This is a genomic window from Weeksella virosa DSM 16922, assembly GCF_000189415.1.
Taxonomy (GTDB): Bacteria; Bacteroidota; Bacteroidia; order Flavobacteriales; family Weeksellaceae; genus Weeksella; species Weeksella virosa.
This window is the reverse complement of the sequence record NC_015144.1, coordinates 662,989-676,245: the sequence shown is the minus strand read 5'-3', so window position 1 is coordinate 676,245 and position 13,257 is coordinate 662,989. Positions and strand designations below refer to the sequence as shown.

At 36.0% G+C, this 13,257-nt stretch carries 9 protein-coding genes, 1 other RNA gene and 1 pseudogene; 7 read left to right on the top strand and 4 right to left on the bottom strand.

What is annotated here, in order from left to right; all coding sequences use genetic code 11:
- Nucleotides 1-121: 121 nt before the first annotated feature.
- Complete coding sequence (locus tag WEEVI_RS03320; RefSeq protein WP_013597768.1) at nt 122-1,381, top strand: serine hydrolase domain-containing protein; 1,260 nt, start codon at nt 122-124, stop codon at nt 1,379-1,381.
- Between the two features lie 103 nt (nt 1,382-1,484).
- Here the strand turns inward: WEEVI_RS03320 and WEEVI_RS03315 are convergent, their stop codons facing one another.
- Both WEEVI_RS03315 and WEEVI_RS03310 read right to left on the bottom strand, forming a co-directional pair.
- The gene (locus WEEVI_RS03315; protein ID WP_013597767.1) at nt 1,485-2,438 is read right to left on the bottom strand and encodes a DUF8428 domain-containing protein; all 954 of its coding nucleotides are present in this window, start codon (nt 2,436-2,438) and stop codon (nt 1,485-1,487) included.
- 104 nt (nt 2,439-2,542) lie between these two features.
- A complete protein-coding gene (locus tag WEEVI_RS03310) occupies nt 2,543-2,956 on the bottom strand; it encodes a hypothetical protein (protein ID WP_013597766.1) in 414 nt (137 codons plus the stop codon).
- A 62-nt stretch (nt 2,957-3,018) separates the two neighbouring features.
- Here WEEVI_RS03310 and WEEVI_RS03305 point away from each other — a divergent pair, with 62 nt between their 5' ends.
- From WEEVI_RS03305 to WEEVI_RS03295, 3 genes are read left to right on the top strand one after another with little or no spacing between them, the layout of a single operon-like run.
- Nucleotides 3,019-3,888, top strand: a complete 870-nt coding sequence (locus tag WEEVI_RS03305; RefSeq protein WP_013597765.1) for a glycerophosphodiester phosphodiesterase family protein — start codon at nt 3,019-3,021, stop codon at nt 3,886-3,888.
- On the top strand, nt 3,885-5,492 hold the full coding sequence (bshC, locus tag WEEVI_RS03300) for a bacillithiol biosynthesis cysteine-adding enzyme BshC (protein ID WP_052295755.1): 1,608 nt from the start codon (nt 3,885-3,887) through the stop codon (nt 5,490-5,492). The genes WEEVI_RS03305 and bshC overlap by 4 nt, the downstream gene beginning before the upstream one ends.
- A 36-nt stretch (nt 5,493-5,528) precedes the next feature.
- The gene (locus WEEVI_RS03295; RefSeq protein ID WP_013597763.1) at nt 5,529-7,409 is read left to right on the top strand and encodes a LysM peptidoglycan-binding domain-containing protein; all 1,881 of its coding nucleotides are present in this window, start codon (nt 5,529-5,531) and stop codon (nt 7,407-7,409) included.
- 91 nt (nt 7,410-7,500) lie between these two features.
- On the opposite strand, the gene WEEVI_RS03290 is transcribed toward WEEVI_RS03295, so the two are convergent.
- A complete protein-coding gene (locus tag WEEVI_RS03290) occupies nt 7,501-10,032 on the bottom strand; it encodes an ATP-dependent Clp protease ATP-binding subunit (RefSeq protein WP_013597762.1) in 2,532 nt (843 codons plus the stop codon).
- 208 nt (nt 10,033-10,240) lie between these two features.
- Between WEEVI_RS03290 and WEEVI_RS03285 the strand changes: the two genes are divergently transcribed.
- Together WEEVI_RS03285 and WEEVI_RS03280 are read left to right on the top strand one after the other, a co-directional pair.
- Nucleotides 10,241-11,227 (top strand): ATP-grasp domain-containing protein, encoded by a 987-nt coding sequence (locus WEEVI_RS03285; RefSeq protein ID WP_013597761.1) that lies wholly within the window; start codon nt 10,241-10,243, stop codon nt 11,225-11,227.
- A gap of 81 nt (nt 11,228-11,308) precedes the next feature.
- On the top strand, nt 11,309-12,130 hold the full coding sequence (locus tag WEEVI_RS03280; protein ID WP_013597760.1) for a rhomboid family intramembrane serine protease: 822 nt from the start codon (nt 11,309-11,311) through the stop codon (nt 12,128-12,130).
- Here WEEVI_RS03280 and WEEVI_RS03275 read toward each other — a convergent pair.
- Nucleotides 12,120-12,661: pseudogene (locus WEEVI_RS03275) on the bottom strand (cytochrome-c peroxidase); the annotation flags it as partial. The gene WEEVI_RS03280 and the pseudogene WEEVI_RS03275 overlap by 11 nt on opposite strands.
- Nucleotides 12,662-12,933: 272 nt before the next feature.
- On the opposite strand from WEEVI_RS03275, the gene rnpB reads away from it, so the two are divergent.
- An RNA gene (rnpB, locus tag WEEVI_RS11055) (RNase P RNA component class A) lies at nt 12,934-13,255 on the top strand.
- Nucleotides 13,256-13,257: the final 2 nt, after the last annotated feature.

Genomic DNA, 13,257 nt, shown 5'->3' with positions numbered 1-13,257 from the left:
TACTTCTCGCAGAAATTACGTTAATTGTTATTTTTTTGCTAAAATCAGCTATCTGTTTTTACACTTCCGACTTATAGTTTAGATTTGTTTTCCTTTTTTAGGTTGTAATATTTATGATAGTATGAAAAATTTGATTGTCGCCCTTAGCTTAACCACCATCATTGCAACATTCTCCCAGTGTAAAAAAGAAGAAAAAGAAGAAAAAAAAACAATCAAAATAGATCCTAATGCACCCCCAAGATTCGATTCGATGAACTGGTTTACAGCCATAAAATTTCACCCTCTTCCTAAAAAAGAAATTTACGATTACCGAAAAGTCTTGTACAATTTTCATCGAGATTATTGGCAAACCGAGCCAGTTAGTGGAGGTATGTTGGTTGCCAAAAATGGTTTGATTCTTTTCGAGGCGTATGATGGTTTTGCCGATGTAGAAAAGAATATTCCACTTACTGCAGAAACGCCAATCCATATTGCATCGGTGTCAAAGGTTATGACATCATTGGCCATCTTGAAATTGGTCGAACATAAAAAACTCACATTAGACCAAACCGTGCAAAGTATTCTACCGAGTTTTCCTTATCCAGAAACAACGGTGAGAAACTTACTCAATCACCGAAGCGGTTTACCCAATTATGCTTACGTTATTGATAATATGAAGTTGTGGGACAAAACTAAACAAATCTCCAATCAAGAGGTTTTAGAAATATTTACAAATCATCAGATACCTTTGCTTAGCAAGCCCGGAACTAAATTTGCATATTCGAATACCAATTATGCGTTATTGGCCTTGATGATAGAAAAATTTACGGGGATGTCCTACCCAAAAGCAATGAAATACATGCTTTTCGATCCACTTGGCATGGAACATACGTTTGTTTTCGAGTTTGATAAGGATAAAGATAAAGTTTCTTCTTCATACGGTTTCAAGGGTAAGAAATGGGCTTGGGATCATCTCGATAAAGTGTATGGAGATAAAAATATTTATTCTACGCCGCGCGATATTTATCGATTAGATTATGCGATGTACTCTAAAAAATTCTTGCCTAAAAATTTGATGAAGGAAGCGTTTACAGGATATAGTTACGAGAGTAAAGGGATAAAAAATTACGGTTTAGGTTTTCGTATGATGGAATATCCAGACGGCGGAAAATTTATGTATCATAATGGTTGGTGGCACGGTAATTATAGTGTTTATGTACACGATATAAAAAATAGAGTTGCAATTATTGCCTTAGGAAATCAGCAAAATAGAAAGATCTACGATGCTTTTAAATTGGTTGGCGTGATGAGTCGTTCTTATCCGATAACATTAAAAGCATCCAACGTTATGGATGGTGGCGGACCAGCTTCAGATAGTGTTCCTGTGAAAAAAGCAAGATGAACAAGAAATAATATTTTTCAGTAAAAAAGCCAGAAGAGTACAATGCTATTCTGGCTTTTTGATTATTTATACCGATAAGAGCTTTATAGATGCTTATTTGCTCTTAGCGCAACTCTATTGTAGATTGTCCAATCTTGAAACCATTTTCATAGACATCTATATCATATTTTCCTTTTGGGAAATCATAATCTATCCAATCGAAAGAAACCGTTTGTGCTTCTCCTTGAGTGTAGTTGATTTGTATTTTGTCCGAAAACTTTATTTCATTGTTATTTCTCAAAACTAAATTTCCGTTTTGTGCACCGTCGAAAATCCCTAAAGAACCATCAGGTTTATGAACAGCAATGTATAATGTTTTTTCTCCAGAAGCGCTTTCGTTTTCGTCAATATCAAACGAAACACGAACTTTGTCTATTCGTTTAGCTCGGGTTGTCTCTATTTCTTTCCCGCCACGGCGAACATTGATTCCTTTTATTTTATAGTTCGATAAGGATAAGGTTGCATTTACTTTTTCTTGGTGGTCTATATAAGCGTCTTTTGTTTTTTGGAGTACGTTTTCTGTTTTGTCTTTTTCTTTTCTGATAGAATCTTTCGAGGTGTTAAGCGCTAAATTTTCGGCATTTAGTTTCTTGTTCTCGTACGTTAATTTTGCAATCTGCTGCTTATAATCTGCTATGTCGGTTTGTAACGATAAAATCAATTTTCGGGCTTTTTGCAATTCGTCTTCGTTAATGTTTTGTTTATTAAGAATACTTTGTATTTGTTTTTGCTTCTCGAAAATAGCTATATCTCTATCATTTATGGTAGAGTCTTGTTCTTTGGCAACTTTTTTCATGTCTTCGTAATCAGACCGTAAGATGCGTAATTCTTGTTTCAGTATTTCTCGGCTACGCTCTAGATCATTGGCGTCTATTGTGAGGGAAGAGTTGTCTATTTTGTAATTAATATTTTGGTAAATAATAAAACCAATAGATAACAAAAGCAATATGGCTAATACCCAAATAGCAATATCTCGCGGACGATTTTGTCTGCTGTAATCATTTAAATTATTTTCCATATTCTTAAATTAATCTTTGCAGAGTTAGCAAAAATCAGTCCAAACAATACAATTGGGTAGAGAATATTGTCCCCAAAACATCATCACTAAAAAAGTAGAATAGATCATTCTTCTTTTTCTTTGTCTAGTTTTTCACTTATCTCATCGATGGTATCATTTACCTTCTCTGCTAAATCTGCACTTTTTTTGTGCATTTTGTCTTCTGCCGTTTTCATTTTATCTTGTACCAAATCTTTTGTTTTTTGGTATTGGTCTTCGGCTAATTCGCGAACATCTTTTGTTTCTTCTTCTAATTTATCTTTTAGTTTTGATGCACTTTCTTTAGCTTTTTCATATACTTCATCCGATTTTTCATCAAATTTCTTCAAGGCTTTTTGTGTCATGTCGATACCTTCTATTGCTATGTCGATCGCAAGCTTAGACGCCTCGTGTCTTACGTCTTCTAGTGTATGGAACAAACGGTGCGCTTGGTTCTCTGCACTGTCTGCTATTTTTTTTACAAATGATTTTAAACCCATTTTGCTGCATTTATTTTAAAATTAAACATCTAATTTTGTGGTTCACATTTATATATTTTTATATGAAATTGATTTTACGATATACATTGTTTTCTGCATTGTTTCTTTTTCTACAATGTAAACCCTCTATTACTATAGAAAATATCATACCAAATTCTACCGAAGATTTTTCTTATGCCAACAAAACCAAAACCTTAGTTAGTGCACACCGAGGCGGGAGTGGCCTAGAAAATTATCCAGAAAACTGTATAGAAACCATGGAATTTTTATACCAAAAAGGGATTAACATTTTCGAGATTGATATTTCTAGTACTCAAGATAAACAATTAATTTTGATGCACGATAACTCTTTGCAGCGCACTACTACGGCGAGGCAAGATGTAAATCAGGTAAGTTTGTCTACGATAAAAAAATATTTTTTGATGGATGATTTCGGAAACCAAACCGACTATCAAGTTCCGACCTTCGAGGAGGCTTTGCAATGGGGAAAAGATAAAATGCTCTATTTTATGGTAGATATTAAAAAGACCGTCGATTACCAACAGTTGATAGATGTGATTCGCAAAAATAAAATGGAACAACAATGTATTTTGGTGAGTTATTCGGTCGGACAGGCAGAGAAACTTCATCGGTTAGCCCCCGAAATGATGTTGTCTGTAAATATGCGAAATGAGCGAGAATTGAATGATTTATTAGAGTCTGATATACCGAGTAATCGAATGATTGCCTTTACCGGAACTCGCTTGTCTGACAAATCATTGTACCAAAAAATTCATCAGGAGGATATCATGGTCATTTTAGGTACTTTGGGTAACTTGGATAAACAAGCCGAAAAAAGAGGCAATAGCCGTTACCAAGAATATGAGAAAATGGGGGTAGATATTTTTGCAACGGATCGTCCTTTGGCTGTTTTAGAAACGATAAATAAATGATGAACAATCCGATAATTACACTAAGTGAGAGTCAGTCTTTTACTACTTTGATGGTAGATTATCTCTCGAAAAATGAAAACGTGGAGCCATTTTATCAAGCGTATCCAAATGAAGAAAACCTCTTAAAACAAGCCGAAAAAAAACTACGTTCTTATTCTCGTAGAGAGCTTTTGGTAGAGCGTTTACAAGCTCAATATTCGGAAATTTCTCTTACCCAAAAACAACGAGAAAATATAGAATTACTGAAAAATAGCCATACGTTGACCATTACCACCGGACATCAATTGAACTTGTTGACAGGACCAGTTTTTTTCTTCTATAAAATTCTTCAAACCATAAAAATGTGTGCCTCGTTGAACGAATCACAAAAGAAATATTCGTTTGTGCCAATTTTTTGGATGGCAACAGAAGATCATGATTTTGAGGAGATTAATCATTTTAATTTTCAGAACAGAAAATTCATCTGGGAACATCCTCATGGCGGAGCAGTCGGCCGATTGAGCTTAGAAGGTATAGAAGAAGTGGTGGATGCTTTTTTGAATTTTTTCCCGGAAAGTGAACGGAAAAAAGAGTTGAAAAAAATAATAGATAAAAGTTATTGCTCGGCCAAAAATCTCTCTCAAGCTACAAGAATTTTTGTGCAAGAATTATTAGGAGAGTACGGGATTTTATGTTTGGATGGAGATGATGCTCGACTGAAGAAAGAAATGATTCCAATCTTCGAGAAAGAGCTCATCGAACAATCTTCCCAAACAAAAATACAAGAGCAAAGCGCAGCGTTACACGATTTAGGCTATACGATCCAAGTATATCCTAGACCGATAAATTTATTCTATTTACATGGCTCTAAGCGAGAAAGAATTGTTGAGGAGGAGGGTCGTTTTATGGTACTGAATACTAATTTATCTTTTTATCGTAAAGAAATTATAGATGAATTGTACGCATACCCAGAAAAATTCAGCCCGAATGTAGTACTTCGGCCAGTTTATCAAGAAGTTATTTTACCGAATGTTGCTTATATTGGTGGTGGAGGAGAGTTGGCCTATTGGTTACAATTGAAATCGAATTTTGTAGAATTGGACGTTGATTTTCCGCTTTTGTTTCTCAGAAACTCACTATTATTTTTGTCAGAAAAGCAACACAGTAAACAGCTACGACTGCAGTTGAGTAACCAAGAATTATTTTACCCGATACATGAATTGGTTCGAGAAAAAGTGCGGCAAGAATCAACAGTTTATCATACAATTCTACCGTATGAGAATCGACTAATAGACCTTTTTGATGAGCTAGAAAAATTGGCCGAACAAACCAATCCTACATTTTCGGATATGCTCCAGGCACAACGATCAAAACAATTGAAGGGCTTTGATAAATTGAAAAAAAGAATGATGAAAGCCGAAATAAAAGAACACCAAGCTTTGAGCAATCGAATCAAAAAATTGAAAAATGAACTTTTCCCACAAGGAGAATTACAAGAGCGTCACGTAAATTTTAGTGATTTTTGGCTTGATTATGGCAAGGATTGGCTAAATGATGTGTATGATGCCATTTCACCGTTTACTTTTGGTTTTATAATAAAAACCCTATCGGATGATAGAAAATGATTATTTTTGTATAAATCTATAGGATAACTTTTAACTATGAAAAAAATATTGACGTTTGTCTTTCTGTTCATAAGTTTTTCATTGTATGCCCAACAAACGCATACGGTGAAAGCAAAAGAAACCGTTTACGGAATTTCTAAAAAATACAACATCTCTCAAGAAGCCTTGCTAAAAGCCAACCCCAAAATCGAATCTAGAGGATTGCATCCAGGCGATGTTTTGACGATTCCATCGAAAGATGGTAAAATATTCAAGGTAGAAGAGGAACCGAAACTGCCAAAAAATAATCAAACTCTAACGCCACCATCGTTACCAAAAGACGATAATAATTATACCTATTTATTAATAGAACCAAAAGAAACAATTTATTCTCTTACCAAAAAATACGATATATCCGAAGCAACTTTGGTCAGTCTAAACCCACAGCTGAAACACGGACTGAAAGCGGGTGATATTATCCGTTTACCCAAGACAAGCAATAAAAATTCTACCACAACCGAAAAAGAAATTGTACCAGACGGTATGCATTTGGTAAGAAAAGGAGAAACGCTGTATTCGATTGCGAAGAAATATAATTTCAAGGTGGAGGATTTCTATGCAACGAATCCAGATTTACAGACAAAGGGAACCCAAGAAGGTATGTATCTTATCATACCGAGAAAAGGAAGTAATGCTATAATACGCGATAATTTTATAGAGCATAAAGTAAAAGCTGGTGAGACGATTTATGGTTTAACAACCGAGTATCAGGTAAGCATGGATCAATTGCTCAAAGCCAATGCTAATCTTGCTACGAAAGGACTTTTAGAAGGATCAGTCTTGCGAATTCCGTTGCAAGAAGGAGCAAAAATAACAACTACAGCATCTGTTTCTGAGTTGAAGCGTATTTCTGATAACGAAATAAATGTCGTGATGTTTTTCCCCTTTGATTTAGGTAAAGGAAATTTGTCTAAAAACTTAGCGATGAATTTCTTTTCTGGATCAAAAGTAGCTCTAGAAAAATTAGCCAAGGAAGGAAAAAATGTAAATGTAAAAGTAATTGATTCTGAGCGTGATGTAAATAAGTTGTTTCAGATTAATGATGAATATGATTTGAACAAAGCAGATGTTATCATCGGACCATTTTATGCTTCGAGTGTCGAGCAAGCTGCCCAAATGTTGAGCAACGCTAATATTCCTATTGTATCACCATTTGCCAACGCAAATAACTTAGACAATTATGGAAATGTAATTATGGCAACACCAAGAGATGAGGTTTTGGCGGATCAGATTATCAATGAGATTGCAAAGGATTATGCCAAAGAGCAAATCTATTTACTTACTGAGGATAAATACAAAGATTTGGCAGAATATACACGAAAAGAACTGACTAAAAAACTAAAAGCTAACGTAGTTATCGTAACCGATGTAAACAAGGTTGTTCAGCCAACAGAAGTTATCGGAGCAGATAAATACGTAAAACCAATTGTTACGGTTTTGATTTCGGATAACGATCAGTTAGGAATTTCATACCTCAATAAATTAAAAACGTTTGATGTCTCTAATCTTAAAGCTTTTGGTATAAAGTCAGTGTCAGTGTACGATATATTTAGTAAAAATAATCAAGCCAATATAGAAGCTCTAAAAGCTATCGGATTTGTGTATAGTACTTCTCGTTTGATGAACATCTACGGCACCAAAGAGCAAGAGATTCTGAAGCTTTTTAATGATAATTACTGTTCAGCACCGAGCGATTACGAGCAGTTTGGGTATGATGTTACGTACGACATTATCAGTAGAATGAATTTTAAAGGAGATTTCACAGGAAATTTATCGGCAGAAAATACACAGCTTTCTTCTAGATTTAGCTACAAACGTTTAGGAAACAATAAGGCTTATGTTAATGATGCCGTACGGGTAGTGCGACTGAGTAACTAAATGCTCAATCTATCATCCGTACGATTCAATAAAACAAAACCCACTTCATACCGAAGTGGGTTTTGTTGTTATGTGCTATTACCGTAAAGCATTAAGAGTTTTTTTCTTCTGCCTTACCTTTTACTTGTATTTTTACTCCATCTTTTGCATCGTTTAACTCTAGTATAACATGGTCGCCCTCTGTTACATTTGCATTGATGATTTCCTCTGCCAATGGATCTTCTATGTATTTTTGGATAGCCCGTTTTAGTGGGCGAGCGCCAAAATCTTTATCGAATCCCTTTTCTGCAATAAAATCTTTTGCTTCCGTGGTTAATTCCAAATGATAGTCTAAAGCCGAAAGACGATGGAAAAGTTGATCGAGCTCGATGTCGATAATTTCCATAATATTTTCTTTCGATAAAGAATTGAATATAATAATATCGTCTATTCTGTTTAGAAACTCTGGTGCAAAAGCACGTTTAAGGGCGCTCTCTATCGTCGACTTTGCTCTTTCGTCTGCTGAATCTTTTTTGGCAGAAGTTCCAAATCCGACTCCATCTCCGAACTCTTTCAATTGTCTTGTTCCGATGTTCGAAGTAAGGATTATGATTGTATTTCTAAAATCTACTTTTCTACCTAAACTATCCGTAACATGGCCGTCATCTAAGATTTGTAGCAAAATATTAAAAACATCTGGATGTGCTTTTTCTATCTCATCTAGAAGGATTACAGCATACGGTTTACGGCGCACGGCTTCGGTTAATTGTCCGCCTTCTTCATAACCAACATAACCAGGAGGTGCCCCTACCAAACGAGATACGGCGAATTTTTCCATGTATTCACTCATGTCTATTCTGATCAAAGCATCATCCGAGTCGAATAATTCTTTGGCTAATATTTTGGCCAACTGTGTTTTACCAACACCTGTTGTACCCAAGAATATAAAAGAGCCTATTGGTTTATTGGGATCTTTCAGTCCGGCGCGATTGCGTTGTATGGCTTTTACTACCTTCTCTACCGCTGCATCTTGCCCAATTATTTTTCCTTTTACTTGGTCGTTCATCTTGGCAAGTTTTTTCATTTCTCCGGCAGCAACACGTTGTACGGGTACGCCACTCATCATAGAGACTACTTCGGCAACGTTGTCTTCTGTTACGGTTTCACGATGGTCTTTCGATTCTTTTAGCCAATTTGCTTGCACCCTTTTTAGGTCTGCTTCTATTTGCTTTTCTGTGTCTCGTAATCTTGCTGCTTCTTCGTATTTCTGTGATGTAACAACTTTCACTTTCTCTTCGCGTATTTCTTCTAGTTTTTTCTCAAGGTCTAAAATTTCTTGAGGCACTTTGATGTTTTTGATGTGTACACGAGAGCCAGCTTCGTCCATCGCATCGATAGCTTTGTCGGGCAAAAAACGATCGGTAATGTAACGAGTCGTCAGATTTACACAGGCTTCTAAGGCTTCTTCGGTATAATTTACATTATGATGAGCCTCGTATTTATCTTTGATTTGATGCAATATCTGAAGAGTTTCTTCGGGCGAAGTGGGTTCAACCATTACGTTCTGGAAACGTCGTACCAAAGCCCCATCTTTCTCGATGTATTGTCTGTATTCGTCCAGTGTTGTTGCTCCGATACATTGTAGTTCTCCTCTTGCCAAAGCAGGTTTGAACATGTTTGATGCGTCCAAAGATCCTGTAGCTCCTCCAGCACCTACAATAGTGTGTAGCTCATCGATAAAAAGAATAATATCATCATTTTTCTCTAATTCATTCATGATGGCTTTCATTCTCTCTTCGAATTGTCCACGGTATTTGGTGCCTGCCACTAAGCTTGCTAGATCTAAAGTAACTACACGTTTATTATATAAAACACGCGAAACTTTTCGCTGAATAATACGGAGTGCCAAACCTTCTGCGATTGCAGATTTTCCGACTCCTGGTTCACCGATTAGCAATGGATTGTTTTTTTTGCGGCGAGATAAAATTTGCGATACACGTTCGATTTCCTTTTCTCGACCAACCACCGGGTCTAGCTTTCCTTCTTGTGCAATAGCGGTTAAATCGCGACCGAAATTATCCAAAACAGGAGTTTTACTTTTGGTTGTCGATTTAGAAGAAGGACGATCAAATTCTGTGCGTCCAGAAGTTTCGTCCTCATCGTACGATGAAGATTCTGCACGGGGTGTTTCCGTAGAGGTTTCATCTTGGTGTAGAAACTTAAACTCTTCTTTCACGCTATCGTAATCGATATCCATTTTTTTCATCAATTTGGTTATCGGATCGTTTTCATTGCGTAGTATACATAGTAATAAATGGATAGTATTTACAGTCGGACTACGAAACAACTTTGCTTCCAGAAAGGTTGTTTTTAGTGCGCGTTCTGCTTGTTTGGTTAAAGTTAGATTTCTAGAAGTATATAGGGAATCTACCTCTTTGGGGGGAGCCAAAGTTTCGATTTTAGCCTTTACTTCTTTTAAATCAACGTTTAGTGCCTCGAGAACAGAAATCACTTTCCCTTCACCATCTCGTAGTATACCTAAAAGAAGATGTTCGGTGCCGATTTGTTCGTGACCTAAGCGCAATGCTTCTTCTTTGCTATAAGCAATTACGTCTTTTACTTGTTGAGAAAAATTATCGTTCATTGTTCAGTTCTCTTACTCAGTTTAATATAAATTATTTATTGGTGTGTTGCATAAATTATGCCGTGCAATAATATTAAGCAATAAAGCAATACGGGAGGTTAATCTGTCTGTTAAAATTGTAATAAAATATTAAAATTCACCCTGTTTATTCTATTTTGTGACAAATTGTCAGTTTTGAAGAGTGTTAGATTATCCTTTATTTTGCGGTATGATCTGGAAAAAATTTTGGCAACGAATATGTCAATACGAGTTTTGGCCTTTTTGGGTTTTCTATGGCGCACTTACTCCTCTGTATTTATTGTATGCCATTCGTGCAAGATCGTTGATGTATTTTTGCAATGTTAATCCATCTCTACGCTTTGGTGGTTTTTACGATTATCCAAAATACGATTTGATTCGGCAATTGCCAAAAAAACATATTCCCGAAACATTTTTTATTGCTCGAAAAAATATAGATTCTTTCCAACCTTCTTATTACCCGGTAGTTGCAAAGCCTAATAAAGGAGAAAGAGGGAGGAATGTTGCAATCTTGTACCATCCTACCGATTGGGAAAAATATAAAAAAATATGCAATGAAGATTTGATTGTGCAAGAATTAGTCGATTTTCCTTTAGAGTTTGGTTTGTTTTATATACGCTATCCTAATCAAGAAAAAGGTTTTATTTGGTCGGTAACTGGTAAAGAATTTCTGGCTGTGAAAGGTGATGGAAAAAAAGATCTACATCGTTTGATTGCTGAAAACCCTAGAACATATGGTCAAGAAAAAGTGTTGTATGAAAGATTTTCTAACCATTTGGACGAGGTTTTAGAGGTCGGAGAAGTACTGCAACTTAGTAAAATAGGAAATCATTATAAGGGAACAACTTTTTTGGATGCGTCTTATTTGATTACCGAAAAACTGAGTCAAAAAGTAGATGAAATCATTCAAACACTTCCCGATTTTTTTTATGGTCGATTAGATGTCAAAACACAATCGATAGAAGATTTGCAACAAGGCAACTTTATTATTCTCGAGCTCAATGCAGCAAACTCAGAGGCAACACAGTTATACGACCCGAAATATTCTGTTTTTCGAGCCTGGGCAATTGCAGCCGAATTACTCGAAATTCAATTTCAGATTGCTCAACAAAATAAACAACGTGGTTTTGCCTATTTGGCTTGGCAACCTTTGGCAAAAGTTCTGTTGCAGGCATAAAATCAAGCCTTTTTGTCGTTAAATTTTTTTTGGTTTGATTTCTGTTCTATCTTCTCGAAATCCAAAATCACCCAAATAATTATGGCGACATCTTTACCAAAAAAAGCAATTCGTTTCCCTATTTTGCTCTTGCTTCCCATTTGGGCTGTCTTCCTTCTCAACCTCAACGGTTTTTTAGATGGTGAATGTTATGGTGTTTTTCCTAGACATTTAGCAGGACTGAAAGGGGTTCTTTTGTCTCCGCTTTTTCACTCGAGCTGGGAGCATATCTTGAGCAATACTTTCCCCTTGTTTTTTCTTTCGTTGCTCAGTATTTTATTATATGATAGGATAACCTATTTGGTCGTTTTTTTTGGCTGGATTTTTTCTGGAATTTTACTTTGGTTTATAGGTGATCTTCCTTGGTTCGACGAAACCGTTGGTTGCCATATCGGTGCAAGTAGTGTGGTGTATGTGTTGGCTTCTTTTTTGTTTTTTAGTGGTCTTATCCGTAAAGATCGTAGTACTATGGCTGTATCATTGATTGTGATTTTCTTGTACGGAAGTTTTATTTGGGGAATTCTACCCGAAAATATATTGCCAACCCTAAAAATGAATGCCAATAAAAATCCTATTTCCTGGGAAGGGCATTTGTCTGGTTTTTTGGTGGGATTAGTTTTAGCGCTTTATTTCAGAAAATTAGGCCCGCAGAAACAAACCTATTATTGGGAAGATGAAAACGTGTACGATCCTAAGGCAGAAGCGCTTTGGCAAGCTTATTTGGAACAAGAGGAGCTGAGACGAGAATATGAAGAAATGCAAGAAAATCCAATAAAGATTCATTATCACTTAAAGAAAGATGATGATACCTCAGAAGAAAAAAACCTTAAAGTAATAATGGTTCGAGTTTTTTTTATTTTGTAGGAAATTCTGGTCTTCTCATTTTGTATTTGGTACCGGTCATGGATTCTAAGAAGGATACCAAAGCTTTTTTTCTACTTTTGATAAATTCAGAGGTTTCAATAAAGAATCTGTTACAGAATGCATTGGGTCTGCAATTTTTTGTTCTGGTGTGGGACTATTCATTTGCATTCCGCTGTTGTAAATATTTACAATTCCTTCTAAAGTATCAAACAATCCGTTGTGCATCCAAGGTCTTGTAATCATCAAATCTCGTAAAGATGGAGTTTTGAATTTTCCAGTATCGTCAGGATTTTTAGTGATTGCGTACAAGCCTAAATCTTCGTATTCTCTTTTGTAATAGGTAAGTCCAATGTTATGAAAAGATTCGTCTGTTAAATTCTTTCCGAAGTGGTAATTCATACAACGAGCTTTCGTTCTGAAAATATGCATACCGTAGATTTCTTCATCGGTAAGAGCTGTGTAGTTTCCATCAATAAATTTATCAAATCTACTCGTTTGACTTTTTATCGTTTTTTGAAATTCTGCTAAAGCCACGATGCCTTAGGAGGAGTTAGCCCGGTGAACTATAAAATAAAGAAAGAAAAAACAGTTGAAGGACTTCGTTCCGCTGTGGCTACGCCTTCGCATCACTTAGTTCTTTAACTATGATAAACTATGTATTATATTGTATAATTATAACCTGTACTAAAAAGGGGAAGCTTACATATTGTAACCGATCAATTATTATTTATAAACAGAATTTTTTAGGGAAGATATCTTTTGTATAATCAAAATTATAATTAAAAAACTATCTACCTTTGTACCGAGCAAGTCGCTTTGTCGCTGCGATGAAAATCGGAGAGGAAAGTCCGGACACCAAAGGGCAAGCATAGCGGATAACATCCGTCCGTCGAAAGGCGAGGACAAGTGCAACAGAAAGCAAGTACAGTTCGGCTGTAGTGAAAACAGGTAAACTCTATGCGGTGAAATGCCATGTATACCAACAGTTAAGTGCTGCTCGTGCGTTGTTGGGGGGTAGGCAGCTTCATGTTTTGGGTAACCAAAATAGTAGATAAATGACAAAGGCTTTGCTTGGTTATCATACCAAGCAAAGTACAGAATCCGGCTTATAGACTTGCTCTTTTCTT

Excerpts from the sequence above, each read along its gene's own strand:
- WEEVI_RS03320 (WP_013597768.1), top strand. The coding sequence starts at position 122 with ATGAAAAATTTGATTGTCGCCCTTAGCTTAACCACCATCATTGCAACA.
- WEEVI_RS03315 (WP_013597767.1), bottom strand. The coding sequence starts at position 2,438 with ATGGAAAATAATTTAAATGATTACAGCAGACAAAATCGTCCGCGAGAT.
- WEEVI_RS03310 (WP_013597766.1), bottom strand. The coding sequence starts at position 2,956 with ATGGGTTTAAAATCATTTGTAAAAAAAATAGCAGACAGTGCAGAGAAC.
- WEEVI_RS03305 (WP_013597765.1), top strand. The coding sequence starts at position 3,019 with ATGAAATTGATTTTACGATATACATTGTTTTCTGCATTGTTTCTTTTT.
- bshC (WP_052295755.1), top strand. The coding sequence starts at position 3,885 with ATGATGAACAATCCGATAATTACACTAAGTGAGAGTCAGTCTTTTACT.
- WEEVI_RS03295 (WP_013597763.1), top strand. The coding sequence starts at position 5,529 with ATGAAAAAAATATTGACGTTTGTCTTTCTGTTCATAAGTTTTTCATTG.
- WEEVI_RS03290 (WP_013597762.1), bottom strand. The coding sequence starts at position 10,032 with ATGAACGATAATTTTTCTCAACAAGTAAAAGACGTAATTGCTTATAGC.
- WEEVI_RS03285 (WP_013597761.1), top strand. The coding sequence starts at position 10,241 with ATGATCTGGAAAAAATTTTGGCAACGAATATGTCAATACGAGTTTTGG.
- WEEVI_RS03280 (WP_013597760.1), top strand. The coding sequence starts at position 11,309 with ATGGCGACATCTTTACCAAAAAAAGCAATTCGTTTCCCTATTTTGCTC.